20 protein-coding genes and 1 tRNA gene are annotated in these 26,291 nt (G+C 63.6%); 6 read left to right on the top strand and 15 right to left on the bottom strand.

What is annotated here, in order from left to right:
• Positions 1-4 precede the first annotated feature (4 nt).
• The 7 genes from atpB to rho form a co-directional block, all read right to left on the bottom strand.
• Positions 5-799: a F0F1 ATP synthase subunit A gene (gene atpB / locus CGLAU_RS05240; RefSeq protein ID WP_095659773.1), complete on the bottom strand. Its 795-nt coding sequence runs from the start codon at positions 797-799 to the stop codon at positions 5-7.
• A 344-nt stretch (positions 800-1,143) separates the two neighbouring features.
• Positions 1,144-1,599 carry a hypothetical protein gene (locus CGLAU_RS05235; RefSeq protein ID WP_232507216.1) on the bottom strand — a complete coding sequence of 152 codons (456 nt, stop codon included), beginning with the start codon at positions 1,597-1,599 and terminating at the stop codon, positions 1,144-1,146.
• Between the two features lie 11 nt (positions 1,600-1,610).
• Complete coding sequence (locus tag CGLAU_RS05230; protein ID WP_095659772.1) at positions 1,611-2,777, bottom strand: MraY family glycosyltransferase; 1,167 nt, start codon at positions 2,775-2,777, stop codon at positions 1,611-1,613.
• Positions 2,778-3,437 (bottom strand): L-threonylcarbamoyladenylate synthase, encoded by a 660-nt coding sequence (locus CGLAU_RS05225; RefSeq protein ID WP_095659771.1) that lies wholly within the window; start codon positions 3,435-3,437, stop codon positions 2,778-2,780. It abuts the gene before it with no gap.
• Entirely contained in the window at positions 3,410-4,315 is a 906-nt protein-coding gene (gene prmC / locus CGLAU_RS05220) for a peptide chain release factor N(5)-glutamine methyltransferase (RefSeq protein ID WP_232507215.1), read from the bottom strand. The genes CGLAU_RS05225 and prmC overlap by 28 nt, the downstream gene beginning before the upstream one ends.
• Complete coding sequence (gene prfA, locus CGLAU_RS05215) at positions 4,302-5,381, bottom strand: peptide chain release factor 1 (protein ID WP_095659770.1); 1,080 nt, start codon at positions 5,379-5,381, stop codon at positions 4,302-4,304. The genes prmC and prfA overlap by 14 nt, the downstream gene beginning before the upstream one ends.
• Complete coding sequence (gene rho, locus CGLAU_RS05210; protein ID WP_095659769.1) at positions 5,381-7,270, bottom strand: transcription termination factor Rho; 1,890 nt, start codon at positions 7,268-7,270, stop codon at positions 5,381-5,383. The genes prfA and rho overlap by 1 nt, the downstream gene beginning before the upstream one ends.
• 367 nt (positions 7,271-7,637) lie before the next feature.
• Here rho and CGLAU_RS05205 point away from each other — a divergent pair, with 367 nt between their 5' ends.
• Entirely contained in the window at positions 7,638-9,368 is a 1,731-nt protein-coding gene (locus CGLAU_RS05205; RefSeq protein WP_095659768.1) for a long-chain fatty-acid--CoA ligase, read from the top strand.
• On the opposite strand, the gene CGLAU_RS05200 is transcribed toward CGLAU_RS05205, so the two are convergent.
• From CGLAU_RS05200 to argS, 6 genes are all read right to left on the bottom strand, one after another.
• Complete coding sequence (locus tag CGLAU_RS05200) at positions 9,322-10,596, bottom strand: DUF418 domain-containing protein (RefSeq protein WP_157731273.1); 1,275 nt, start codon at positions 10,594-10,596, stop codon at positions 9,322-9,324. The genes CGLAU_RS05205 and CGLAU_RS05200 overlap by 47 nt on opposite strands.
• 128 nt (positions 10,597-10,724) lie before the next feature.
• Positions 10,725-12,047, bottom strand: a complete 1,323-nt coding sequence (locus tag CGLAU_RS05195; RefSeq protein ID WP_095659766.1) for a DUF418 domain-containing protein — start codon at positions 12,045-12,047, stop codon at positions 10,725-10,727.
• Positions 12,048-12,209: 162 nt separating this feature from the next.
• Entirely contained in the window at positions 12,210-13,154 is a 945-nt protein-coding gene (gene thrB / locus CGLAU_RS05190) for a homoserine kinase (protein ID WP_095659765.1), read from the bottom strand.
• Positions 13,155-13,164: 10 nt separating this feature from the next.
• The gene (locus CGLAU_RS05185) at positions 13,165-14,514 is read right to left on the bottom strand and encodes a homoserine dehydrogenase (RefSeq protein ID WP_095659764.1); all 1,350 of its coding nucleotides are present in this window, start codon (positions 14,512-14,514) and stop codon (positions 13,165-13,167) included.
• Between the two features lie 86 nt (positions 14,515-14,600).
• Positions 14,601-15,959 carry a diaminopimelate decarboxylase gene (lysA, locus tag CGLAU_RS05180; protein WP_095659763.1) on the bottom strand — a complete coding sequence of 453 codons (1,359 nt, stop codon included), beginning with the start codon at positions 15,957-15,959 and terminating at the stop codon, positions 14,601-14,603.
• Between the two features lie 13 nt (positions 15,960-15,972).
• Positions 15,973-17,625, bottom strand: a complete 1,653-nt coding sequence (gene argS / locus CGLAU_RS05175) for an arginine--tRNA ligase (protein ID WP_095659762.1) — start codon at positions 17,623-17,625, stop codon at positions 15,973-15,975.
• A gap of 248 nt (positions 17,626-17,873) precedes the next feature.
• Here argS and CGLAU_RS05170 point away from each other — a divergent pair, with 248 nt between their 5' ends.
• The 5 genes from CGLAU_RS05170 (at position 17,874) to CGLAU_RS05150 (ending at position 22,998) form a co-directional block, all read left to right on the top strand.
• A complete protein-coding gene (locus tag CGLAU_RS05170) occupies positions 17,874-19,556 on the top strand; it encodes an L-lactate permease (RefSeq protein WP_095659761.1) in 1,683 nt (560 codons plus the stop codon).
• A gap of 56 nt (positions 19,557-19,612) precedes the next feature.
• Entirely contained in the window at positions 19,613-20,398 is a 786-nt protein-coding gene (locus CGLAU_RS05165; protein WP_095659760.1) for a (Fe-S)-binding protein, read from the top strand.
• Positions 20,399-20,421: 23 nt separating this feature from the next.
• On the top strand, positions 20,422-21,963 hold the full coding sequence (locus CGLAU_RS05160; RefSeq protein ID WP_095661056.1) for a lactate utilization protein B: 1,542 nt from the start codon (positions 20,422-20,424) through the stop codon (positions 21,961-21,963).
• 83 nt (positions 21,964-22,046) lie between these two features.
• The gene (locus tag CGLAU_RS05155; RefSeq protein WP_232507249.1) at positions 22,047-22,652 is read left to right on the top strand and encodes a LutC/YkgG family protein; all 606 of its coding nucleotides are present in this window, start codon (positions 22,047-22,049) and stop codon (positions 22,650-22,652) included.
• Positions 22,653-22,921: 269 nt separating this feature from the next.
• A tRNA-Arg gene (locus CGLAU_RS05150) sits at positions 22,922-22,998 on the top strand.
• A gap of 249 nt (positions 22,999-23,247) precedes the next feature.
• Here the strand turns inward: CGLAU_RS05150 and CGLAU_RS05145 are convergent.
• Both CGLAU_RS05145 and CGLAU_RS05140 read right to left on the bottom strand, forming a co-directional pair.
• Positions 23,248-25,104 carry a hypothetical protein gene (locus CGLAU_RS05145; RefSeq protein WP_095659758.1) on the bottom strand — a complete coding sequence of 619 codons (1,857 nt, stop codon included), beginning with the start codon at positions 25,102-25,104 and terminating at the stop codon, positions 23,248-23,250.
• 102 nt (positions 25,105-25,206) lie between these two features.
• Positions 25,207-26,199, bottom strand: a complete 993-nt coding sequence (locus CGLAU_RS05140; RefSeq protein WP_095659757.1) for a tyrosine-type recombinase/integrase — start codon at positions 26,197-26,199, stop codon at positions 25,207-25,209.
• Positions 26,200-26,291 lie beyond the last annotated feature (92 nt).

The following is a 26,291-nucleotide window of genomic DNA, read 5'->3' as shown; positions in this document are numbered from 1 at the left end:
TTTGTTAGTGCGCATCTGCGTGCAGCGACAGCTCGATGTACACCGCCGTCAGAAGGGCGAAGATGTACGCCTGCAGGAAGATAATGATCAACTCGTACAGGGTGAACAGGATCGCTGCGACGATGGTCAGGCCGCTCACTGCCGTCCATGCGTTCAACTGCCAGAAGAAGAAGTTCGTGGCGGAGTACAGCAGGACGAGAATGATGTGGCCGGCTAGGAAGTTCGCCATGAGACGAAGCGCCAGGGTGACCGGTCGCAGAATGAAGGTCGAGAAAATCTCGATGGGCACCACCAGGAGGTGGAGTGCCGGGGGCAACCCCGGAATCACAACCGAGTGCTTGAAGTACGCGGCGCCGTAGCGCTGCACACCCGCGTAGATCATCGCGACGTAAGCCACCAGCGCCAAAACGATCGGCATACCAATGCGCGAGTTAGGCGAGATGTTCAGGCCAGGAATGATCGTGGCGGCATTCATGAACAGGATTGTGAAGAAGATGGAGGCGATCACCGGAAGGAACCGCTTGCCATCCTTCTTACCCAGTGTGTCCTCAGCGATGTTGACGCGAACGAAGTCCACGCCTAACTCGGCGAGGTTCTGCAGGCCTTTGGGAACCAGCTGCGGCTTCCTAAAGGCGATAACAAAGAGAAGCACCAGGATCGCCGCCACAAGCAGACGAACGACCATGATGCGATCCAGCGCGAACCACCCACCGGCGAAATCTTCGCCGACCATGTGGCCGAACTCGTGCCCCGGGAAAAATTCTGGACCAAGTTCGGGTGCGTGGAAGCTGCCCTTCATGGCCAAAGTTGTAACGCTCAGCGTTCTCTCCCGTTCTCGGGCCGCATCCAGGAAGAATGCGGTGCGATGGACGTCTTGAAAGACAACTGATTCCGCGGCGGACTCCGTCGCACATCTGCTACCGCGGAACAGGGGATGGACCTCGAAGGCGTGGCGCAGCCCGGCATGCGGGCCGTCCCCTACCTCAAGCAAACCCAGCGGCTACTCTAACAGGTGGCGAGGGGTTTTCACGTGACAGGGGTGGGCTGCACCCACCATCCCCCACCCCCTTGTGACTCACGTCCCAAATTGAGCTGGGTACAGATAGTTTTCACCTAACTGTTAAGTCAGTCACAGCATGAAAACTACGGGGTAACGTACGCCGTGCGCACCGTGAGCACGCCCCAGGTTTCCGCGACAAGAGCGACCACAAGCGCTGCAATCGTCGTCACGCCGAAAGCCGCCGTGTCGTAAAAGTCGAACCCGCGTAGCCACAGCAAAAGCATCAGCACCACGACGATCTTGATCAGCCACCCGCCGAATATCACCGCGGCCGTCGTTGTGATCGAGGTATTCGCGGTTGCAAGCACACTCGCCGCCGTCGCGAGCACAAAGCCGCCGCCAATCGCCACCCCGAGCAGCACTCCCCAAATCCCGGGCAGGTCACGGGTGGCACCCCACGCCATCAGCGAGATCACCGTCAGCACCACCAGGGCCCAGCCACCCGCCTTCAGCGCGCGGATTAGCGGCCGCCGGTGGTCGACAAACTCGTCCGCATCGCGCACGGTCAGGTCAGGTTCGCGGGCTTCGGGAGTACTCACGCGCACTGATCCTACAGAAGGGCAGTTTGCTTATCGACGCTCCGCTGCGGTCCAATCTTGCCCTTAGCCCAAGGCACCAACGTGGCGACGAAGGCCAGCACCAGAGCGATCGCAGTGAACGCCGCGGCGTAGCGGACCGGAACGATGGAGAAGCTCACGGCCCCGAACGCGACCGCGGAGACCCACATGTAGAGCACCAGCACTGTGCGCCGGTGCGTATGCCCAAGGCGCAGCAAGCGGTGGTGAATGTGTCCGGCGTCGGCCTTGAACGGGCTCTCCCCTCGCGCGGTACGCCGCACCACCGCCCACACCAGGTCCAACACCGGCAGCGCGATCGCAGCAATCACGACAATGATCGGGCTAACCAGTGCCACCAAGTCAGCAGCCCCGTACAGCGACATGTTGATCTTGCCCGATGCCGAGACACTGGCTGCGGAGAGCAGCAGCCCAATGAGCATCGAGCCGGAGTCCCCCATGAAGATGCGCGCCGGCTCGAAATTGTGCGGTAAAAACCCCGCGCAGATGCCCACTAGCGCAGCGCAGATGATGGCCGGAGGGTACGCGGAAACCGCCCCGCCTTGGTCGTGCAGCACGGTAAGCGCAAACACGAGAATCGCCGACCCCGCGATCATGCCGAGTCCCGCGGCAAGCCCGTCGATGCCGTCGACAAAGTTCACCGCGTTAATCAGCAGCACGGTGAAGATCGCGCTCAAGGCCACACCCTGGACTTGGTCGAGGATGAGCGTGGTGCCGCCGGCAAACGGCACGTAGAACACAGTGAACACGATCCCCATGAACGCCATGAGCAGCGCGGCAAAGAACTGCCCCGCTAGCTTGGCTAATGCGCCGAGTTCGTAAAGGTCGTCGACAATGCCGACGACCACGATCGCGAACGCGCCCGCGATCACCGCCGTCATCTCCGGGGTCACGGGCGCGAACCCGCGGGTCAGGGCCGGCAGCTGCGCGGCAAGCAGCACCGCGCACACGAGGCCAGTGAACATGGCCACGCCACCCACTGAGGGCGTTGGCTGGGTGTGCACGTCGCGCTGGCGAACCTCCGCGACCCGGCCGGTGCGCACCAGTACCGAGCGCACCACCCCGGTGACCAGGTAGGTGATCGCGGTGGCGACAAGCAGCACGAGCCCAAGCTCGCGCAAGGGTACGCCGGCCCCGGTCATCTACTTCCTCCGCATTGATTCTGGGTCAACGCCTAAGACTTCACCGATCCGCTCCGGGGTAATCGCGCCCTCGCGCAAGATCACTGGGTGGCCGGAGGAGATGTCGATGATGGTCGACGGCTCCCCAATCTCAGCCTCTCCCCCGTCCAAATACACCGGAACGGCAGAGCCAAACTGTTGACGCGCCTGGTGGATCTTCGTCGCTGGCGCGTTGCCGGAGATGTTCGCCGATGACACCGCCATCGGCCCCACCTCGCGCAGAAGCTCGAGCGCGAGCGGCTGGTTCGGCATGCGCAGCAGCACGGTGCCGCGGGTATCACCAAGGTTCCACGGCAGGCTCGGCGCCTCGGGCACGATGATGGACAGACCGCCAGGCCAAAACGCCTCCACCAAGGTCGCCGCCGTGTCGGTGAACTCGCGCACCAGCCCCTGAATGGTCAGCCACGAGCCCACGAGCACCGGCACCGGCATATCAGGGCCGCGGCGCTTCGTAGCCAACAGCTTTTCCACGGCCGCGTTGTTGAACGCATCCGCGCCGATGCCGTAGACGGTGTCCGTCGGCAAGACCACAAGGTCGCCGGAGCGGATCGCGTCGGCGGCAGCGGCGACACCCTGGGCGCGCTCGTCGGGGTCTAGGCAGTTGTAGGTGGTGGCGGGCATAGGGGTAGCTTACTCGCCGTGACAAACCGCGCCCGACCGGTCAGGTCCAGCAACCTGCGCGCGTCGGTGAACTGGCCCGATGCCCCCACTACGTCCAGCACCGCCTGCGATGTTGTGTCGTCGTGCTCGATGCCGATCTGGCCGCCAGGTTTCAGCAGCCGCGCGGCCACCGGCACCAGCCCCCGGATTGCATCCATCCCGTCGGCACCAGAAAACACCGCCTCGTGCGGGTCGCGGTAAACCTCGGGGTCAAGCTCCCCAGTCTCCGGCACGTACGGCGGGTTCGCCACAATCAGGTCCACCTGGCCGTCAAGCTCGCACAAAAGCTCACGGTCGGTCATATCGCCAGGCACAATGCTTATCGACGCCCCATTGGTCCCCGCATTCCGCTCCGCGTACCCGCGCGCGACCGGCGACGCTTCCACAGCGATGACGCGGGCGTTCGGGTGCCGCGCAGCGATGTAGATCGCCAGGGCGCCGGAGCCGGTGCCGAAATCGATGACGGTGGGCGCCGAAACGCGACCGTCGTCAAGCAATGAAGCCCCCCACTCTGCGAGGACCTCTGTCTCCGGCCGGGGAATGAAGACTCCTGAGCCGACGGCGAGCTCGTGCGGGCCGAACTGGGCGATGCCCGTGATGTGCTGGAGTGGCTCGCGGGCGGCGCGGCGGGCGATGGCTGCGGCAAACTCGGACTCGAAGCCTTCAGTGGCCTCGGCGAAGGTGAGCTGGAGTGGCCCGATGCCGAGGAGGTGTGCGGCGATGAGGCGCGCGTCGTTGGCTGCGGAGTCGATGCCGGCGTGCGCGAGTGCCCAGGTCGCCTCGCGCACGAGCTCACGCAGGTCCGGGTGGGTTGTGCTCCCCGGACTACTCGGCCTCAAGGCGTTCCTGGCGCTCGTGAGTTTGCAGCGCGGTGATCAGCTCATCCATGTTGCCGTCGAGCACCGAATCAAGGTTGTTGGCCTTGTAGTTGATGCGGTGATCCGAGATGCGGTTCTCCGGCCAGTTGTAGGTGCGGATGCGCTCGGAGCGGTCCATGGTGCGCACCTGGCTGGCGCGGCCCTCAGCCTCGGCGGCCTCGGCCTTCTCGCGCTCGAGCTGGTCCAGGCGGGCTTGGAGCACCTGCATGGCGCGAGCGCGGTTCTGGATCTGGGAGCGCTCGTTCTGGCAGGTCACGACGATGCCAGTCGGCAGGTGGGTGATGCGCACCGCCGAGTCGGTGGTGTTCACGCCCTGGCCGCCCTTGCCGGAGGAACGGTAAACATCGACGCGGATGTCTTTCTCGTCGATGTCCACGCTTTGGACCTCGTCGGCCTCCGGGAAGACGTAGACGCCGGCGGCCGAGGTCTGGATGCGGCCCTGGGACTCGGTCACGGGGATGCGCTGCACACGGTGCACGCCGCCCTCGAACTTCAGCTTGGACCAGGCGCCGTCGCGAGACGGGTTCTTCGCCTTCACAGCCACGGTCATGTCTTTGACACCGCCGAGGTCAGACTCCGCAACGTCGAGAACTTCCCAGGTCAGACCGTTCTTCTCGCAGAACTTCTGGTACATGCGCGCCAGGTCGCCTGCGAACAGCGCGGCTTCTTCGCCGCCGGCACCGGCCTTGAGCTCCATGATGATGTCGTCGCCGTCGTGCTCGTCGCGCGGGGCGAGCAGGTCGGCCAACTCCTCCTCGAGGCGCACGATCTCGCCTTCAAGGCGGGTCGCTTCCTCGGCGAACTCCTTGTCCTCATTGGCCATCTCAAGCGCGGCCTCATGGTCCTCGCGGGCCTGGGTCAGCTCGGTGTTGACCTTGATAATCGGCTGCAGCTCGGCGTAGCGCTTGGACAGTTTGCGGAACTGGTCTTGATCCGCCGCGACATCTGGATCGCCCATCTGGGCCTGGATGCCTTCGTATTCCGAGACGTAGTCGTCGACAAGCGAGACATGCGAATTGCCTGCCATTAGACGTATTCCTCCTCGGTCTGATCGGCTGCCATGGGTGCGGAGTTGGCCACGCCCATGAGGAACTCGCCGTTGGTCTTGGTCTTCTTCAGCTGCTTGATCAGCATGTCGATGGACTGCTGCGGATCCAGCGCGGAGAGGATGCGGCGCAGCTTGTGCATGACGCGGGCCTCGTCCGGAGCCATGAGCAGCTCATCTTTACGGGTGCCGGACGGGTTGACGTCCACCGCCGGGAAGACGCGGCGCTCGGCGATCTTGCGGTCCAGCTTGAGCTCGGCGTTGCCGGTGCCCTTGAACTCCTCGAAGATCACGGTGTCGCCGGCGGAACCCGTCTCCACCATCGCGGTGGCGATGATGGTCAGCGAGCCGCCTTCTTCGATGTTGCGGGCGGCACCCAGGAAGCGCTTCGGCGGGTAGAGCGCGTTGGAGTCCACGCCACCGGACAGGATACGGCCCGATGCCGGCGAGGAGTTGTTATACGCGCGGCCCAGGCGGGTGATCGAGTCGAGCAGGACGACGACGTCCTGGCCCATCTCCACGAGGCGCTTCGCGCGCTCGATGGCCAGCTCCGCCACGGCTGTGTGCTCTGACGGCGGGCGGTCGAAGGTGGAAGCAATGACCTCGCCGCGCACGCTGCGCTGCATGTCGGTGACTTCTTCCGGGCGCTCGTCGACAAGCACAACCATGAGGTAGCACTCCGGGTTGTTCGTGGCGATCGCGTTGGCGATGTTCTGCAGGATCGTCGTTTTACCGGCCTTCGGCGGGGAGACGATCAGCGCGCGCTGGCCCTTGCCGATCGGCATAACCAAGTCGATCACGCGGGTGGTAAGGATGTTCGGCTCCGTCTCCAAGCGCAGGCGCTTGTTTGGGTACAGCGGCGTGAGCTTGTGAAACTCCTTGCGCCCCTTTGCCTCATCCGGGGTCATGCCGTTGATGGAATCGACGCGCACGAGCTGGTTGTAGCGCTGGCGGTTGCGGCCGTTGCCGTGCTGGTGGCCCTGGCCGTTCGCACGCACCTGGCCGATCACGGCGTCGCCGGAACGCAGACCGTTCTGGCGCACAAGCTTGTTGTTGATGAACACGTCTGCCTGGTTGTGGCGGTAGCCGGTGGTGCGGATGAACGCGGTGTTGTTGTCAACCACGTCGACGATGCCGGCGACTTCCTGCAGCTCTTCCGGCTCGAAGTGCTGGTTGTTGTCGTGCTGGTTGTCGCGGTTGCCGCCCTGGTTGTTGCCGTTATCGCGGTTGTCACGATTGTCCCGGTTGCGGTTCCGGTTTCGACGTCCTCGGCGCCCACGGCGGCCGCCGCCGTCGTTGTCGTCGCGGTTTTGGCCCCCGTCGCGGCGGTTGTTGTTGTCGCGGTTGTCGCGGTTGTCGCGGTTATCCCGTTGGCGGTTGTTCCCGCCCCGGTCCTCATTGTCACGGCGGTCTTCGTTGCCACCGCGGTCGTTCGAATCGGAATTCTGGCCCGAATTGTTGTCAGCAGTCGCTCCGCTTTCACCGTGCTCGCTCTGCTCGTCGCGGGAGCGGCTGCGGCGCGCACGCCGTGGCGTGGAGCGGGATTCGTGCTGCTCGTCGTCCGAGACAGCGGTCTCACGTGCCGGACGCTCATCGCGCTCAGTGTGTTCGTTGCGCTCAGTGTGTTCGTTGCGCTCGTCGCGCTCACTGCGCTCGTTGCGGTCACTGCGGTGACCGTCCTGGGTGCCCCCTTGAGCTTGCTCGTTCGCCGCTTTCGCCGGCACTCGGCCGGTAGTGATGGCCTGGATCAGCTCACCTTTTCGCAAACCAGAGATGCCTTTCAGTCCCTGCTCAGACGCAATCTTGCGGAGCTCGGGGAGCTTCAGCGAGGCAAGGTCTTGGCCTGCAGCCGTATTACCCGATTCGGTCACGGATGTCCTTTCGTCGCATTGCCGGCGGCCTGTGCGTGCGGAGTAGAACGGGACTCCCGCGGACACACCGGGTGCTTTCGTGTGCAAGTTATGTCGTTCACGTTTCGCGCAGCAACTGCGCGTCAAACCCCAGGTGACACCACTACGCAGGGTTGAAAACCGCGCGCCAGCGCCAGGTAAAACTCTAGGGGGCGGATCAGGCCTCGCTGCCTTCCAATGATGGAATTGAGGTCACGTTCCGGGGCGCTTACCAGCTATCCCCGCGAACTTCCGCGGCTTAGGTGCGGCGATCCTTCCCGGAAGTATAGCGCATGCCCCGCGATTCCATATCCCGGCTCTGTTTCCCACCCAAGCTAGAGTGAGACACATGCTTTCCACGATGCAGGAAGTTCCGTTTTCCGTTGCTCGCATCCTCGAGTACGGATCCACCTTGCACGGCTCCACTAAATGCACCACGTGGCGGACGGGCACGGCGGAAGAAACCACCTTCGCTCAGATCGGTGCGCGCGCCGGCGCATTCGCGAACGCCTTGCACGATGACTTGGGCATTGATTCGGACCAGCGCGTGGCCACAATGCTCTACAACTGCGCGGAGCACCTCGAAGTGATGTTCGCCGTCGCGGCGAAGGGCGCGGTGTTCAACCCGCTCAATGTGCAGCTGATGGAAGATCAGATCGCCTACATCGTCAACCACTCCGAGGCAGAAGTCATCGTCGCCGATCCGCGCCTCGCGGAGAAGCTCGGCCGCATCCTCAAGCAGTGCCCGCTAGTTCGCGCGGTCGTCTTCACCGGTCTAGAACCCGTCGGGGAATTGGCCGAGGCGCTTCCAGAGGGCGTCGAAAAGCATAGCTACGAGATGCTTCTCGACGGCCGGTCGACCGTATTCAACTGGCCGACCTTGCCCGAGACGACGGCTGCGGCACTGGTGTATTCGACCGCGACCACCGGTGCGCCGAAGGGTGTGGCGTACTCGCACCGCTCCATTTGGCTGGAGGCGATGAGCTTGCGGGCGACGGACTCGCTCGCGGTGACGCACGGTGAGTCCTTCTTGTGCTGCATCCCGATTTACCACGTGCTGAGCTGGGGAGTTCCGCTTGCGGCGTTTCTGGCCGGCACTCCCCTCGTGCTGCCGGATGCGGACGTTTCCGCGCCGACGCTGGCGAAGCTGATCGCGGGCACACACCCGCGTGTGGCGCACGGTGTGCCGACGCTGTGGATTCAGTTGATGGTGCACTACCTGCACAATCCGCCGGAGCGCATGAGTTTGCAGGAGCTCTACGTCGGTGGCTCCCCTGCGCCGCCGACGCTGATCAAGGTGTGGGAGGAGCGCTACGGCGTTGACGTGGTGCACGTGTGGGGTATGACGGAGACCTCGACCGTGGGTACCGTGGCTCGGCCGCCATCGGGCGCTGCTGGCGAGGCACGCTGGGCGTACCGTATCTCGCAGGGCCGCTTCGCGCCGTGGTTGGAGTACCGGGTGGTCAACGACGGGCGCGTGATGCACTCCAACGACCTCACCCAGGGCGAGATCCAGGTGCGCGGCAATCTGGTCGCTTCGAGTTACTACCACTCCCCTTCGCAGGAGGCCGGGCAGCTTGCTTCGGAGTTTCGAGGCGAGCAAGTCACCGATGAGCAGGAGCATTTCACTGCCGACGGCTGGCTTCGCACGGGCGACGTGGGCACCGTGACCAACGACGGGTTCATGAACCTGTACGACCGTGCTCGTGACGTGATTCGTTCCGGCGGCGAGTGGATCTACTCCGCGCAGGTAGAGAACCTGATCATGGAGTCGGAAGAGGTCATCGAATGCGCGGTGATCGGCATCCCGGATAAAAAGTGGGGTGAGCGGCCGCTGGCCGTGACGGTGCTGCTGCCGGAGATCGAGCCGACCTCGGAGACCGCGAAGCGGCTTCGCGAAGCGCTTGCCGACGTGCTGCCGCGTTGGATGGCGCCGGAGTACTGGACCTTCGTTGACTCCATTGATAAGACGTCCGTGGGCAAGTTTGACAAGAAGGACCTGCGCAAACACCTCGCGCGCGACGAGTTCGACATCATTGCCCTGCCCGGTCCGGGTAACCGCTCGCGGGAGGCACAGTAGTCACCAGCCCGCGCTCCTTCCAGGCGGCACCGTAGGTGAGCCGGCGGTGGATCCATTCGAATGGACCCGGGAGATGGGCAAGTTCCAGCAGTGTCGCTATGGTTAACGTGGCGAGCCAGATAAGGAACGCAAGCAGCAGGAACTGCGGCCTTTCGAGCGCAGTTAGCGTGCCCATCGGTGCTGTTTCGATGATCGTCGCCATGATGATGTGTTGCACGAGATAGCCGCTCAGAGAGCGCTTGCCCAATGCATCCACCGGCACTAGCCACCATGGGATGCCGGGCGTAGCTACAGCGCGTTGCACCGGCTGTACCGCAAGCGTGATCATCGCGAGAATGCCCGGTCCAAGCACAATCGTGAGTGCACCGTCGATGTTGCGGAAGAAGTGGAACCATCCAGCCGAAACGATGCCCGCGGCTTCGAACCCAACCGGAATACCGACGCAGATCATCACTGCCGCGGCGGCGATAGCCCAGTGTGAAAGCATGCCGCGGTGAGCGTCAACATCAGCGAAGACCCCGGCCCTGCCCCACATGAAACCGATCAACATGAGTGGGAGCCAAAACACCGCCACGAACGGGGTAAGCAAAACTCCCCAAAGGGCTTCTTCCAACCGGAAGCCGAAGTTTTCGATGCTCCAGGGCAGCGCGTGGGAAGGAATGACCTCACCTGAGCCGACCACCAGGGTAGATCTGAACGATCCAATGATCATTGGAAGGAACACCACTCCGGTCAGTGCAACCAGAAGAAAGACCACCGTTCTGAGTGATTTATCGCTCAGGGTGATGAGCCACATCAAGATGAAGGTCATCGATCCGTAGATGAGGATCACGTCGCCTTCGTAAAGCAACGATGCGTGCAGAATCCCAAGCACAATGAGCCAGAAGGAACGGCGTGCAAGAAGCCACCGCACCTGACTCACAGACTTACCGCGAGCCAGCTCCCGTTGAACGATGAAGGCCACCCCTACCCCGAAGAGCGTTATGAACATCGGCAGGCCGCGGTTATGTAGAAACACCGCTTCAAAGACGATGCATGCCTGTTCAAGAGGATCCGGCGTCTCAGAACCTGCGGAATACTTCACCGGCCAGATGTTGAACCAACCGGTCATGGTGTTTGCCATGATGATGCCGAGCAATGCGAGGCCGCGGGCTACATCCGGAGCAAGGTAGCGCGCGCTGACCGATGCCTGGTGGGCAGCGTGTTGGGTCACGCGTGTCTTGGGCACGCGATCATTGAAACTCAGAACCTAGCTTCGCGCGCGACGAGTCTGGGGCTCCACAAAATTCCGCGCGGCGGAATCGGCGTAGCGATTTTCCGCGCGGCAGAATTCCGCGCCGCGGAATGTCAATCCGCCTACTGCGGCCCGGCCGGCTGTGGTGACGTAAGTACCGGAGCTTGCTCTTGCTCGACACCGCGCCTTTGCTTCCGCTTCCGCCTCGGCTCTCTGTAGCTCAAGCGGCGGTGCGCCCATTCGAACGGGCCCGGCAGCCCCGCGAGCTCGAGTAGCGTCGCCAGCACCAGGGTGACCAGCCACACCGCAACAGCTAGCAGCATCTTCTCGGCAATGCTCATCCATTCGAGGTAGGAGTACGACACGAACTGGATCACAAGCACGAAGATCACCGACTGCATGAGGTAGCCGCTCATCGACCGCTTACCCAATGCATTGACCGGGTAGAGCCACCTCGGGATTCCGGTTTCCGCCACCTGGCGCTGCACAGGCTGCACCAGCAGCGCAATGGCCGCGAGGATGCCGGGCCCGGTGAGCACGCCCACCACCTCTACCAGCATGAAGAGTGGCTCAGACCACGCGTCCGGCGACACACCAACGGCAGCAAGGCCGACGGGCAGGCCGTTCAGCAGGATCACCGCGACCGCAACCCACACCCAGCGCAGCAGCATCCGCCGGTGCGCATCGATGTCGGCGAACACGCCACTGCGTCCCCACAGGAAGCCCACGAGGACGATCGGGAGCAGCGCCAGTGCGGCGAGGAGCCCCCCGGCAATTCCAACCACGGCGCCAACCAGGTTCTCCCCGAGCTCGTCCCACGACTGCGGCACCCCAGTCTCAACCGGCGGCATCAAGTCAGCCTCGGAGACTGCAGCTTTGAAATGGCCTGTAAGGAAGTACCCAGCCACAAGCATCGCTATCGACGCCACGATGTAGACCACCACCGCGGTGGCTTTCAGGAATCTGTCGCTTCGGCTGATGAGCACGCCCATGAGCAGGCCGATCACACCGTACGCGGTCATGATGTCGCCCCAGAACAGCAGCGCAGCATGGAGCACGCCGAAAACCATGAGCCAGGCGTATCGGCGCCACAGGAGCCGCCGAGTGGCTTTCACGGACCTACCCTTCGAGAGCTGGCTCGCAGTGATCATGCCGATGCCCACCCCGAGCAACGTCGAGAACATGGGTAGCCCGCGCACGTGCACGAACATCGTCTGGAAGACCACGAGCACCTTATCCAGCACGCTCGGGTCGCTGAGGTCGTCACCGTAGTAAAAAGGGAAGTTCGCGTGCCCGGGAAGCCAGGCGGTGACCACATTAGCCATTGCGATCCCCAGCAGTGCCACGCCGCGTGCGACATCAGGGGCGAGGTAGCGCACCTTCGCGGATGTGGGCAGGGTGCGCTTTGGAGCGCGGGCGAGAGTGTCAGCGTGCGGTGCGGTCATACTTTCAAGTCAATCTTCAGACGTGCAGTTGGACAACGGGGATTGCCCCGATATCGACCCTGATTTCACCCACCCCGGCTGAGGTCTACAACTGGGGTCGTCGGTTGTAGACCTCAGCAGGAGCGGAGCTACGCGCCGAGCCAGGCTACGCGCGGAGCCAGGCTAGGGGCGGGTGAGCTCGGCTGTCGCCGGCCCCGCTACTTCCAGCTCGTGCACTGTGAGGCCGGCGGCGCGGGCGTCGTTAAGCAAACTGCTCAAAGTCTCGTCAACCTCGCCGGTGAGCAGCACCATTGCGGTCGGTCCGGCGCCGGAGAGGTATGCGGCGTAGCCCCGGTTACGTAGGCGGTTGACCCACTCGGCGGTGACCGGCAGGACATCGGAGCGATACGGCTGGTGCAGGCGGTCGCGGGTGCCTTCCCAAAGCAGCTCGGGGTGGGACTGCAGCGCCGCGGTCATGACCGCGGTACGCGAAACGTTGAAGCGCGCGTCGATGTGCGTGACGTGCGAGGGCAGCACCTCGCGCACGGCCTCAGTCGAAGCATGGAAGTTCGGCACCAGAGCCACAGCGCGTATCGACGGATCCACCGGGATCCGCACTGCTCGGTACTGCGGCTTCGAGTGGCCGTCGACCGGAATGTCGGTCCAGGAGACGACGGCCCCGCCCACGACCGAGGCACCGGCGTTATCCGGATGGCCCTCGAACTCGGAGGAAAGCTGCACCACCGCGTCGTCGTCAAGCGGCGAACCTGCCAGCGTATTTGCGGCGACGACTCCGGCGACTGCTGCGGCGGCCGAGGAGCCGAGGCCGCGGGACTGCGGAATCGTGTTGTGGCACACCACGCGCAAACCTGGCGCGGTCACGCCGGCGGCGTCCAAACCCGAGCGTATGGCGCGCACGACCAGGTGCGACTCGTCGCGCGGCAGGTCGTCGGCGCCTTCGCCGTGGATCTCAATCTCCAAGCCGGAGTCGGTGACCTCCACTTCGACGGTGTCGTAGATTCCCAGCGCGAGGCCGAGGGTGTCAAAGCCGGGACCCAAGTTCGCGGAAGAACCCGGCACGCGGACGTTGGCCTTCAGGCCGACGGGAAGGGCAGCAAGTTCGGACATAACCTCTCCCCTAGTCGTGCAGACGGAGCACGGAGTTCACGGCGATCACGTCGTCGTGATCACTCAAGCGCTGCACGATCTCATGCAGGTTCTTCTCGCGCGCCTTGTGCGTAACCACGATCAGGTGGGCCTCGTTGCCGGATTCCTCCTGGCGTACCGCGGACAGCGACACGTCGGCCTCGGAGAACATTCGCGCCAAGTCAGCGAGCACGCCGACGCGATCGTTGACCGTCATATTCACGTGGTAGCGGGTTTCCACTTCTTCAAATCCCACGACGTCGTAGTTCGCGTACGGGTTTTCCGCTGGTGCGCGGCCACCGTGGATCTTGTTGCGGGCGGCACCGACCAGGTCGCCGAGCACCGCGGACGCGGTTGGCGCGCCACCGGCACCGTTGCCGTAGAACATGAGGCGCCCGGCGGCCTCGGCCTCGACGAAGATCGCGTTGTAGCTCTTGTCCACGCTCGCCAGCGGGTGCTCGTTGGGCACCAGCGTCGGGTGCACGCGCGCGTTCACGGCACGGGTGGTGCCGTCCTCGTTCACCAGGCGCTCGCAGATCGCCAGCAGCTTGATGGTCTGGTTCGCCTTCGCCGCCGCCGCGATGTCCTCGGCTGTGATGCCGGTGATGCCCTCGCAGTACACATCATCAAAGGTCACGCGGGTGTGGAAGCCCATGGATGCGAGAATCGCGGCCTTCGACGCCGCGTCGTGGCCCTCTACGTCCGCGGTCGGGTCAGCTTCGGCGTAGCCCAGTCGCGTCGCTTCCGCCAGCGCGTCCTCGTAGCTCGCGCCGGTCGACGCCATCGCATCCAGGATGAAGTTGGTCGTGCCGTTGACAATGCCCGAGATGCGCTGCACCTGGTCACCGGCCAGTGAGCGACGCAGCATGCCCACCACCGGAATCGCCGCCGCCACCGCAGCCTCGTAGTAGAGGTCTACGCCGGCCTCGTTCGCGGCATCGGCAAGCTCCGAACCGTGCGCGGCCACCAGTGCCTTGTTCGCCGTGACTACGGACTTGCCTGCACGCAGCGCCTTCAGCACCAGCTCACGCGGATAATCAATGCCGCCGATGACCTCGACAACCACGTCAACATCGTCTCGCTCGATCAGCTCGAGTGCGTTGTCAGTCAGGTACAGGCCCGCAGCTTCCGGAGCATCCTTATGCTTATCGACGTTCGATACCGCGACGCCTCGGACCTCCAGCGGCCCACCAATGCGTTGTTCGAGGTTGTGCGAGAACTCCGAGAGCAGGCGCAGCACGCCGGTACCCACGGTGCCCTTGCCCAGAATGGCGACACCAACCGGTTCGCCAACGCCCTTGCCTGGGTAATTGCCGTTGCTCTCAGCGCTTACGACGCTCATGCGTGGTGCACTCCTCGTTGTTCTTCAGTGGATCAAGATGGATTAGTCCGGAGTCAGTGTACTGGGTGTTCCGACGCGAAAGGCAGCTAGTATTCGCGGGCCAATATGTCCTCGACGGTCTCGCGGCGCACCATCGGCTTGACCCGCCCGGCGCGCACCGCGACCACCGCGGGGCGGCCGAAGGCGTTGTAGTTCGAGCTCATGGCGTAGCAGTAGGCGCCGGTGGCCGGCAGTGCGATGAGGTCGCCGCGCGCGATGTCGTCGGGCCACATCGCATCGTTGATCAGGATGTCGCCCGATTCGCAGTGGGAACCGACAAGTCTGGTCTGGGTGGGCTCGCCTTCCGCGAAGCGGTTGACCACGCGGCCGTCGTAAAGCGATGCGTACAGCGAGGGGCGAATGTTGTCGCTCATGCCGCCGTCGACGGCGATGTAGCGGCGCGTGGTGGTGTAGGAGGTGTGGACGTCTTTGACCACGCCGGCGGCGTAGACCGTGACGGTGGATGGGCCGGCGATCGCGCGGCCCGGCTCGACGACGACGGTCGGCGCGGCGATGCCGAGGTCGTCGGCGACGTCTTGGACCTCGCTGAGCAGATCCGCGGCGACAGCGCGTACGTCCAGCGGCAGCTCCTCGGTGGTGTAGGCGATGCCGTAGCCACCGCCGAGGTCGAGGTAGCCGAGGGCTACTCCAGTCTCTTTGAAGATCTGGGCGTAGAGCGCGAGCACGCGCTGGGCGGCGAGCTTGAAACCTTCGGCGTCGAAGACCTGCGAGCCCACGTGGGCGTGTAGGCCGGTCAGCTCAAGGTGGGGCGAGCGGATCGCGTCGACCGCCGCCTTGTACGCGGAACCGGAGGCCAGGGAGAGGCCGAACTTCTGGTCCTCGTGGCTGGTCGCGATGAACTCGTGCGTGTGCGCGTCCACACCCGGCTTCACGCGAACGAAAACGTCCTGGGTTACAGCGGCTTCGCGCGCGAGCGCTTCGAGCTCCGCGAGTTCCTGGTGCGAGTCGATGACCACGTGGCCAACCCGGGAATCTAGGCACAGCTGCAAGAAAGTCGCCGACTTGTTGTTGCCGTGCACCGTGATGCGCTCCGCCGGAAAGTCCGCGGCGAGCGCGATGCGCAGCTCGTTCTCGCTGGCTACGTCCAACGCCAGGCCTTCTTCTTCAACCCAGCGCGCGATGTGGCGGGTCAGAAACGCCTTCGAGGCGTAGTGCACGTTGGCGGGCCCACCGAACGCGTCGGCCATGTCGCGGCAGCGGGAGCGGAAGTCGTCCTCATCCACCACCAGGACCGGCGTGCCGTATTCTTCGGCGATCTCCGTCAGGGGCACGCCCGCGATGGTGACCACCCCGTCTTCCTGGCGGCGGGCGTTGCGCGGCCACACGTGCGCGGGCAGCTCGTTGAACGCGTCAATAGCGGCCTGCGCCGCAGATCGAGTTTCCATGCGGTGGCGCCTCCTACATCCGCTCCGGCGCACTGACACCGAGCATGCCCAGCGCATTCGCCAGCACCTGCCGGGTCGCCTGCGCCAGCGCGAGGCGCGCGCCGTGGATGGGCTGCGGGTCCTCGGCGGCCTTGGGCAGGATCTGGCACGAGTCGTAGAACTTGTGGAAGGCGCTGGCCAGTTCCTCGGCGTAGCGCGCGATGCGGTGCGGCTCGCGTAGCTCGGCGGCCGCCTTCACCACGGCCGGGAATTCGCCGAGCGTGCGGATCAGGTCGCCTTCCTTCTCGTGCGTGAGCAGCGAGAGGTCGGCGCCTTCAACGCTGACGCCCGCTTCAGCGGCCTTTCGGTCGATCGAGCACAGCCGCGCATGGCCGTACTGCACGTAGTACACCGGGTTGTCGCTGGACTGCTTCTGCCACAGATCCAGGTCGATATCCAACGAAGAGTCCACCGAGGAGCGCACCAGCGAATACCGCGCGCCGTCCACGCCGATCGCCTCCACCAGGTCCTCCAGCGTGATCACGGTGCCCGCACGCTTGGACATCTTCACGGCCTCGCCGTCGCGCACCAGGTTCACCATCTGGCCGATGAGCACCTCGACCGCGTTCGCGTCGTAGCCCAGCGCCTGCGCCGCCGCACGCAGACGCGCGATGTAGCCGTGGTGGTCCGCGCCCAGCATGTAAATCGCCAGCGTGTGGCCGCGGTCGAACTTGTCCGCCACGTACGCGATGTCGCCGGCGATGTACGCAGCATCGCCGTCCGACTTAATCACCACACGGTCCTTGTCATCGCCAAAGTCCGTCGAGCGCAACCACCACGCGCCCTCCGCCTCATACAGATTCCCGTTGTCTTTCAGCGTCTGCACGGCCTTGTCCACCGCCCCCGACTCGAACAGCGAGTTTTCGTGGAAGTACACGTCAAAATCCACGCCGAACTCATGCAGCGAGCGCTTGATCTGCGCAAACATCAGCTCCACACCCTCCGCACGGAAGGTTTCCTGCACCGTTGCGGCATCCCCCTCAAGAGCTTCAGGGTGCTTATCGACGATCACTTGAGCAATGTCATAGATATACCCGCCGCCGTAGCCGTCCTCCGGAGTCGGCTCGCCCTTCGCAGCAGCGACGAGGGACCGGGCAAAGCGGTCAATCTGACCGCCGTGGTCGTTGAAGTAGTACTCCCGCGTCACCTTGGCGCCGGACGCCTCAAGCACGCGGCCGAGAGAGTCACCCACTGCAGCCCAACGGGTGCCGCCCAGGTGGATCGGCCCGGTGGGGTTCGCTGAGACAAACTCCAGGTTGATCACCTGGCCGTCGTAAAGCTCTGAGTGCCCGAACTGCTCCCCTGCCTCCAAGATGGTGGCGACGAGCTGGCCCTGCGCATCGCTGGCCAGGCGGAGATTGATGAAGCCGGGGCCCGCGATTTCGGCGGTGTCGATGGCGGGGTGGTTGGCCAGGACGTCCGCAAGCAACTGCGCGAGCTCGCGCGGGTTCATGCCGACCTTCTTGGCCACCTGCAGCGCAACGTTGGTGGCGTAGTCGCCGTGCTCGGGGTTGCGGGGGCGCTCGACGGTGACCGCCTCGGGGACGGCGGTGGTGTCAAGGTCGCGCTCGCGCAGCACATCGACGGTGACTTGCCTGACAGTTGTTGCAAGATCTGCTGGGGTCATGTGGTGAAAGTGTAGCGCCCGCGACATACACGCGTACTACCCCCTCTCCGCCTTCTGAATTACCCCCGGTGGCGGCGCTAAACAGTGGCTGTACAGCGACAACTGTCAGGTTGGTGGGTGGCGGCGAAATCCGCGCGCCTTCCATGCACGAGTTCTATGCGCTAGGTGCGATAATTCGCTTCGATCACACGTTGCGCAATCTCGTGCGACAGGTCACTATCGCTCACCTAACAACGAGGAGTCTGTACATGGACCAATTCCAGGTGTACACCGACGCTGTCGGAGGCAGCGTCGGGCTCTCGGCACTGGTATCTACCCTGCCGCTGATCACGTTCTTCATCATGCTGCTGGGCGTCAAAGCCCGCGCTCACACTTCCGCACTTGTCGCACTGGTTGTGGCCATCCTGGTTGCAATCCTCGGCTTCAACATGCCCACGGCCATGGCCCTGTCCTCCGCCCTGCGCGGCGGCCTCTACGGCCTCTTCCCCATCGTCTTCACCATCCTCAGCGCGATCTGGTTCTACCAGATCACCGTGGCTTCCGGCCGTTTCGAAGACCTGCGCCTGGTCTTTGACAAGATGGGCAACGGCGACGTGCGCATCCAGGCGATGCTTATCGCCTTCTGCTTCGGTGGCCTGCTTGAGGCACTCGCCGGCTTCGGCGCGCCGGTGGCCATTACCGCCACCATGATCCTCACCCTGGGCATCCCGCCGCTGAAGGCCGCCACCATCGTGCTTTTGGCCAACACCGCCCCGGTGGCCTTCGGCGCCGTGGCGATTCCGATCACCACCGCCGGCGAAGTCGGCGGCCGCAGCCTCGAGCAGACCGAGAACATCGCCGCCATTGTCGGCCACCAGACGCCGTTCCTGGCCTTCTTCGTGCCGTTCATCATCGCGTTCCTTGTCGACGGTTGGCGTGGCGTCAAGGAGACCGCCCCGGCGGCCTTCGTCATCGGCCTTTCCTTCGGTATCGCCCAGTGGTGGACCTCCAACTTCTTCCAGTACCAGCTCACCGACGTGGTGGCCTGCATCGTCGCCCTCGGCGCGGCATTCGTCCTGCTGCGATTCTGGACCCCGAAGGGTGTGCCGGAGCTGCGCGAACGCCTCGGTCTCGAGGTTGACGGCCACTCCTCCGACGAAATCGAACTGCCGGCGAACCGCGTCTGGATGGCGCTGCTACCCTACGCCATCGTCGTGGTCATCTTCGGCCTCGCGAACCTGGGCACCACCATCCCGAACTGGCTGAAGAGCTTCCAGATCAAATTCGCCTGGCCGGGCATCGAGACCGGCAAGCTGCTCAACGCCACCGGCGGCGAGGTCAAGACCGACTACTCGTTTGCCTACATCAACAACCCGGGCACCCTGCTGATCATCTCCGGCCTGATCGTGGCCGTGATTTACATGATCTGGGACGAGGACGGCCGCTACCCGCTTACCTGGGGCCAGGTGGGCAAGGAGTTCGGCGACACCGCCTACCGCATGCGCTGGTCTGCAGCGACGATCTTCCTCGTCCTCGCGCTCGCGTTCGTGATGAACTACTCCGGCCAGACCGTGACTATCGGCGAGTTCTTCGCCAACCTCGGCCCGGCATTCGCGTTCTTCGCCCCGGTTCTTGGCTGGGTCGGCGTGGCCGTCACCGGCTCCGACACCTCCGCCAACGCGCTGTTTGCCAACCTCCAGGTCACTGCGGCAGACCGCCTGAGCCTTAACCCGGATCTTTTGCTCGCGGCCAACACCACCGGTGGTGTCGTGGGCAAGATGATCTCCCCGCAGTCGCTCGCCATCGCCGCAACCTCGGTGAACATGGAGGGCAAGGAGTCCGAGATCTTCAAGAAGGTCTTTCCGTGGTCCTTCGTCTTCCTGCTCGCAGTTTGCGTGATGGTCTTCCTACAGACCAACATTCTCACCGCACTCGCGCCGGTCGTGCAGTAACAGAGTACGGTCATGCCTGTGTCCCACATTAAAACCACCATTCAAGGAGTCCATACATGCGAGTAGCGCTGTTTTCTACTTGTATCGGTGATGCCCTCTTCCCCGACGCGCACAAAGCTTCCGCGCTTGTGCTCTCGCGTCTTGGTTACGAGGTTGTCTTCCCCGAAGGCCAAACTTGCTGCGGCCAGATGCACATCAACACCGGCTACCAAGAGCAGGCCGTGCCGATCATCGAGTCCTACGTCGACGCGTTCTCCGATCCCTCGATCGACTACGTGATCGTCCCCTCCGGTTCGTGCACGGGTGCGGTTCGCGAGCAGCACGTGCGCATCGCGGATCGTTACGGGAGCAAGGCGCTTGCCGACGGCGCGGAGCAGACCGCCAAGAAGACCTACGATCTGTCCGAATTCATCGTGGACGTCGCCGGCACCTACGACGTGGGAGCCTTCTTCCCGCACCGCGTGACCTACCACTCCTCCTGCCACTCCCGCCGCTTTATCAAGGTCGGCGAGCGCCCGAAGGACCTGCTGCGCGCGGTCGAGGGCCTCGAGCTGGTGGATCTTCCCAACGAGGAAGAGTGCTGCGGCTTCGGCGGCACCTTCGCGGTGAAGATGAGCGAAGTTTCCGCGGCGATGGTGTCCGACAAGGCTCGCCACATCAAGGAAACTAAGGCCGAGTACGTCACCGCCGGTGACTCCTCCTGCCTGATGAACATTGCGGGTGCCATGAGCCGCCAGCACAATGGTGTTCGTGCGCTGCACATGGCTGAGATCCTGGCGTCGACCAAGGAAAACCCGTGGACGCCGACGAAGGCCGCGTACTCGAAGGAGAAAATGCTGTGAAAGTTGCACTGGGCAAACCCGCGATGCCGCCGCATGCAGTCGGCCCGAACCACCTGCGTGGCACCGAGAAGTTCCAGAAGGCCGCGCACAACGAGCTCGACAACGTCACCAAGCGCCGCAACCTGAACTACGCCACCACGACCATTCGCGTGAAGCGTCAGGGCGCAGTCGACGAGCTGGATGACTGGCAGGATCTGCGCACCGCAGGCTCCACCATCAAGCAGGACGTCGCAGCCCGCATGCCGGAGCTGCTCGAGGAGTTCGAGCGCAACGTCACCGCTCGCGGCGGCCATGTCCACTGGGCACGCGATTCCAAGGAAGCCAACGAGATCATCGCCCGTCTGGTCGAAGAGACCGGCGAGAAAAACGTGGTCAAGATTAAGTCGATGGCCACCCAGGAAATCGCGCTGAACGAGGAGCTGGAAAAGCGCGGCATCCACGCACAGGAGACAGACCTGGCTGAGCTCATCGTCCAGCTCGGCGAGGACTTCCCCTCCCACATCCTCGTGCCGGCCATCCACCGCAACCGCTCCGAGATCCGCGACATCTTCGTGGCGAAGATGCCGAACACGGATGACACGCTGACGGATGATCCGCAGGAGCTCGCCGAGGCCGCACGCGTGTACCTGCGCGAGCAGTTCATGAAGGCCAAGGTCGCTATCTCCGGCGTGAACTTCGGTGTGGCGGAGACGGGCACCGTCTCCATCGTGGAGTCCGAGGGCAACGGCCGTATGTGCCTGACCCTGCCGGAGACCCTGATCACCGTCATGGGCATTGAGAAGCTGCTGCCGAAGTACGAGGACTTCGGTGTCTTCCTGCAGCTGCTGCCGCGCTCCTCCACCGCGGAGCGCATGAACCCGTATACCTCGCTCTGGACCGGTGTGACCGAGGGCGACGGCCCGAAGAACTTCCACATCGTGCTCCTGGACAACGGCCGCACCGCTGCGATGAGCAACGAGATCGGCCGCGAGGCGCTCAAGTGCATCCGCTGCTCCGCGTGCCTGAACGTCTGCCCGGTCTACGAGCGCGCAGGCGGCCACTCCTACGGCTCGACCTACCCGGGCCCGATCGGCGCGATTCTGACCCCGCAGCTCACCGGCATCGAGTCCGGCGACGACCCGAACGGCACCCTGCCGTTCGCGTCCTCGCTGTGCGGCCGTTGTGACGAGGTTTGCCCGGTGCGCATCCCGATCACCGACATTCTCCTCGAGCTGCGCCACCAGAAGGTCAAGAACGAGACCCCGTTCCTTGAGTCCAAGGCGTTCGGCACAATCAGCCTGCTGTGGGGCAAGCCGAAGTTGTGGAACCGCGCTGTGCGCATGGTCGCGCTCGGCCGCGTGCTTGGCGGTTTCAACGGCGAGATCGAGACCATGCCGCCGCCAATCTCCGGCTGGACTGAGTACCGCGATGTCGCGGTGCCGCCGAAGAAGTCGTTCCGCCAGTGGTGGGACACCGACGAGGCGCAGGAGCTGCTGGCAAAGGCGCGCGAGGAAGGTATCCCGAGCCGTGAGGGAACCCCTGACGTCGACGATTACCTGACCACCCCGGAGGAGTTCGAGAAGTAATGACGAACAAAGTTACTGCTAGCACCCCGTCCAAGGGCGGTTTCGGCGACGACGAGCGCCGCAACGCTGACGCGAAGCAGGAGATGCTAACCCGCATTCGTAACGCGCAGAAGCTGTCGAACGCCCCGTCAAGCGTCGAGGTAATCCGCGAATACCGCACCACTTCCGACATGGGCACCGAGGAGCTGCGCGAGCTGCTCATTGACCGCCTCGTTGACTACGGTGCCACCGTGGTCCAGACCACCGAGGGCGAGCTTGGCAAGGACATCGCCAAGATCCTCGCCGAGCGCGGCTCCAAGGAGATCGTCTACGCTCCGGAGCTCGACTCGAAGCTTTTCGACGACTTCGATGGCACCGCCCGTGCCGACGACCCGGCGAGCGACCCGCGCGAACTCGGCGATGTCGTTGCCGTGACCGATTCCCACGTGACGTGTGCCGAGACCGGCACCATCGTGCTGGAGGCGGACGGCGTTTGCGGCCGCCGTTCGCTGTCGCTGGTCCCCGACCGCCACGTCGTGTTCGTGCGCCCAGACTCGGTTGTCTACGGCGTGCCCGAAATGATTGCTCGTCTGGACCCGCTGAAGCCCGCCACGATGATCTCCGGCGGATCCGCAACCTCCGACATCGAGCTGGTGCGAGTGGAGGGTGTCCACGGCCCGCGCGACCTGATCGTCATGATCATCAAGTAACACCCCGAACACCACGAAACGGCCGGCCCTCCGAAAGGAGGATCCGGCCGTTTCGCTGTCATTGTTTCCCGTGCCACGATTTTCATCGCGCAAGAAACAGTATGGCAGAGCACCGTTTGTAATTGAATTGTTATTTCCTGCAAGTTCCTCATGCATTTCTTAGAAACCGCCTGGAACCCGTTACGCGGTTAGGGGTGCAGGCGATTTCAATGGCCAATGGGGGCGGTGCTAGGCTTGCTCAGTCAGCGCAATTGTTGCGCAGACCGATTGTCTCCGTAGCTCAGTGGATTAGAGCATTGGTTTCCGGTACCAAAGGTCGCAGGTTCGAATCCTGTCGGGGACACCATGTGTTGTGGGGGTTTCGGTTAACTTTTCCGTTCAATTCAGGAAACTCCTTCCAGGTTAACCCGGGTTTTCAAAATTCGGTAACTTTTGGAGAGACTATCCCCGACAACGCGAAAACCGGCCGGTTTTGAGCCTGAAAAAGGCTTTGCCGGCCGGTTTTTTGTGTTGAAACTGGTGTTGCTGCACGACCTTTAGGCCACTCGGCATGAAGTCCTTGGAAAACACAAGGTCTTTGCCGGTGGCCTGTGGCTTACGCCGCCTTCGGTGGCGCGTTGTCGCCCAACTTCCACTGCTCAATGTCGTCAGCGTCAGGCTTGCGGCCGCCCCGCGGCGGAGGCGGAGTCGGCTTCTGACCCGTGTGTGGACGCGACCAGGCAGCCGCGTCGAGCATGGCGAGGTTCACCCCTACCGCGGCCATGGCCATGCACAGCATTTGCGCTGCCCAGCCACGCATAAGGCGCGTGGTGACGTCGCCGGCACCCTGGTAGGAACCGTTCTTGAGCATGGCGTTGCGCGACTCAATGGTGTTGCGGCGGCCGTACTCTTTACGCCACTCGGCGGTCATAAAAGCCGGACCGTGTTGAAGGAACTTCGCACCGTCCTCGGCGGTGTTCTTCAGCGTCACGGTGCGCTGTTGGCACACCTTGGGGCATGCAGCCTTCGAGGGCACCTCGGAGTCGGTCAGCTCGTCTTTTTGGAAGCCGGCCTTCTTCTTGCCTTCCTCGGCAGGCGGGACCAGCGGACAGGTAATTTCCGCGCCCTCTGCGCGGGCAGGACAGCCCAGGCGCACGTCGCCCTTCTTGTTCGGCTTCGTGCCATAACGGGCGAGCGCGAGACGCTTGCGAGCCTGAAGCAGGTTTGAGAACTGCTGGTCGGTCAGTTGCCCCTTTTCCCAAGCGGTGTACGGGTCGAGCAGGCGCGGCATGTTGAGAATTGCAGGACAGTACGCAGTACCGTCCACAATGGGCGCACCAGACGTCGTAATAGTCTGCACACCACGGGTGTCACGGCGCATGTCAGCGACGAACCCGTAGCCCAGTTTGCGCATAGGCATTTGGAACTTCACCGGGTTCTGACCCGGCGAGTACAGGCGGTCAGCAATGAAATGCCGGCGCGGGAGTTCCGGACGGTCGGTGAGGTTCTTTAGCGACTCGAAGACGCGCTGCGAGGGTGCCACAGCAGGTACTCCGCCAGTCACCCCGAGAATGAGCCCCGGCGCGCCACCCGGCTCGGCAAAACCCTCACCGCACATGGCGACAACAGTGGCTTCCAACCCCCAGGTGTGTGTCGCGGTCTTCTTCGTGTTCTCGCCGTCGTGGTCGCCTTCCTTGGCGTGCCAGCCAAGTGTCGGGGTCGAGGCGACAAGGCGGTGCTTGTTGGTCTTGCCAGAGAGCATATCCTTCTTGTTCGGGTTGCCGTTTTTCGACACCGGAATAATGGTGCCGTCCACGGCAATGTCGCCGTTCCACTTGGCGAAGGCCTCGGAGTCCATGAGTTCCACAGTCGCCCACACGAGGCGGTTGACGAGTTCGACGCCGCGGGCTTTGCGTTCCTCGACTTTGGCTAAGACTTCCTTCTTGCCCTTCTTTTCGTCGTAGTAGGCAATGAACGGCACCCACTCCTCAACGGTGTAGCGGCGCTTCTTGCTCACCTCCGGGAAGGGCTCAATGGTCGCGCGAACGCGGTCGAGGCAGGCTGCAATACGCTTGTACCACGTCATGTAGGTGTCGAAATGCGCCTTCGGGTCGGCTTCGTCCCAGTCGAATGGGGTGAGCCCCAGAAGTTCCCAGCCCTTACCTTCCAAACCGAAGGCGACGGCCTTTGCCATGTGGGCAATGAGCTGTGGCGACTGTGTGACTGCCTGGTAGGTCCACAGCGTCAGCGCCGCGCGGGTGTCCACCTCAGGCGGGCGGCCGCCCTTGTCGGTTTTCAGCCCGTCAGCGACGCGCCAGGAGTCCACGAGACCAACCGCGCCGGAGGTGTCAACAATGCGCTGGGCCAACTGCATGTTCGCGTAGGACACGCGGCGCTCCTCCACCAGGCGAATGTTGTGGCGGTGGCCTTTCTTCGCGGGTGCGTATTTGCGTGTGCGAAGTCCCTTCGACATTGTTGTCACCTCCTTTTCAAGTGGTCTGTTTTTGGCAATAGAAAACTCACCCTGGGTCGCGACCAGGTGTTTTATGGGGTTAAAAGTTTGTGTGAAAAGCGCCTACGCGCTGCCGTGAATGAGCGTCAGCCCTCGCTTCGGCGTCTCGTGCAACGTCCCGGAAAGCAGACTTCTCGCCTCGCGTGCCGAAACGTGTGTCGGTTCGACCAAGAACTGCCGGTAATGCTGCAAGTCGGTCAACCCCGCTGCCTCAACGACCGCGGTCTCCGGCACGCCCTTTTTSACTTGGTTGACAAGCCACGTCGTCCGCGCCCGGGCCATGTCGAGCACGGTGCCCCGGTGCGGAGAGCGTTTCGTAAACGTCGCAACGGTGCCCGAGTCGGCGGTTGTCCGCATTGGCCGAAACAGCCACTCTGTACGGCTTGCTGCGTTCTCGACGGCCTGAGCGACAACGCCTGCCCACTCGCTCTCGACAGGCACGAACCGTTTGTCCGCCCCGCGGTAGCCCCACGGGTAGACCACGGTGCCCTGTGCGTCGGTCTCAATGTCGCCGGCCGTGAGGTTTGCGACCTCGCCGGAGCGAAGTCCTGCGCCAAGTGCAAGTGCAAGCAGCAGGTTCGCCTGCTGGCGGCGAGACTCGGTGTGCTCAGCGTCAGCCCAGGTCTTTACGCCAAGCACTTCTGCTTCGGTGTAAGGTGCGGCCTTCGACTCGTTGCCGTACTCGGGACGCTGACGCGGTCCGTCGAAGTTCGGGTTGACCTGCTTGGCAATGCGGCGCAGCGTCGCCCGTGACGTGCCACGGACGTGCGTTGCCGCGGTGTCGAGCTCCTGGTGGCAAAATGCGTTGATAGCACCCTCGCTGAACACGGCTGCAACGCTGACGTCTCGCCCAGCGTTGAACACATGCACTGCGAGACGGGTCACGAGTCGAAGGGCGTTTCGGCACTGGTCAGCCGACCAGACAGCACTGGCGACAGCAGCGACGTGCTCGCGCACAAACGGTGCGACAACGTCCCATTCGTGGGGTTCGACAACTTTCGGGGTGTAGGCCGCAATGACCTGGTGAGGGTTATTGCGAGTGGTTGTGGTGGGCATATTCGCTTGTCCTTGTCCGCCCACACACAAGGTGGTGGTGGCGTGGGCTACTCCTATGGTGGAAAGAGTTAGCCCCAGTGTGTGCAAATTTG

Origin of the sequence: Corynebacterium glaucum, assembly GCF_002287505.1 — a bacterium.
Taxonomy (GTDB): domain Bacteria; phylum Actinomycetota; class Actinomycetes; order Mycobacteriales; family Mycobacteriaceae; genus Corynebacterium; species Corynebacterium glaucum.
This window is presented reverse-complemented; position numbering and strand designations above follow the sequence as displayed.

Bases quoted from the DNA above. Each gene is read 5' to 3' on its own strand.
- atpB (WP_095659773.1), bottom strand. From the start codon at position 799: ATGAAGGGCAGCTTCCACGCACCCGAACTTGGTCCAGAATTTTTCCCG.
- CGLAU_RS05230 (WP_095659772.1), bottom strand. From the start codon at position 2,777: ATGACCGGGGCCGGCGTACCCTTGCGCGAGCTTGGGCTCGTGCTGCTT.
- CGLAU_RS05225 (WP_095659771.1), bottom strand. From the start codon at position 3,437: ATGCCCGCCACCACCTACAACTGCCTAGACCCCGACGAGCGCGCCCAG.
- prfA (WP_095659770.1), bottom strand. From the start codon at position 5,381: ATGGCAGGCAATTCGCATGTCTCGCTTGTCGACGACTACGTCTCGGAA.
- CGLAU_RS05205 (WP_095659768.1), top strand. From the start codon at position 7,638: ATGCTTTCCACGATGCAGGAAGTTCCGTTTTCCGTTGCTCGCATCCTC.
- CGLAU_RS05195 (WP_095659766.1), bottom strand. From the start codon at position 12,047: ATGACCGCACCGCACGCTGACACTCTCGCCCGCGCTCCAAAGCGCACC.
- thrB (WP_095659765.1), bottom strand. From the start codon at position 13,154: ATGTCCGAACTTGCTGCCCTTCCCGTCGGCCTGAAGGCCAACGTCCGC.
- CGLAU_RS05185 (WP_095659764.1), bottom strand. From the start codon at position 14,514: ATGAGCGTCGTAAGCGCTGAGAGCAACGGCAATTACCCAGGCAAGGGC.
- lysA (WP_095659763.1), bottom strand. From the start codon at position 15,959: ATGGAAACTCGATCTGCGGCGCAGGCCGCTATTGACGCGTTCAACGAG.
- argS (WP_095659762.1), bottom strand. From the start codon at position 17,625: ATGACCCCAGCAGATCTTGCAACAACTGTCAGGCAAGTCACCGTCGAT.
- CGLAU_RS05170 (WP_095659761.1), top strand. From the start codon at position 17,874: ATGGACCAATTCCAGGTGTACACCGACGCTGTCGGAGGCAGCGTCGGG.
- CGLAU_RS05165 (WP_095659760.1), top strand. From the start codon at position 19,613: ATGCGAGTAGCGCTGTTTTCTACTTGTATCGGTGATGCCCTCTTCCCC.
- CGLAU_RS05160 (WP_095661056.1), top strand. From the start codon at position 20,422: ATGCCGCCGCATGCAGTCGGCCCGAACCACCTGCGTGGCACCGAGAAG.
- CGLAU_RS05155 (WP_232507249.1), top strand. From the start codon at position 22,047: ATGCTAACCCGCATTCGTAACGCGCAGAAGCTGTCGAACGCCCCGTCA.
- CGLAU_RS05145 (WP_095659758.1), bottom strand. From the start codon at position 25,104: ATGTCGAAGGGACTTCGCACACGCAAATACGCACCCGCGAAGAAAGGC.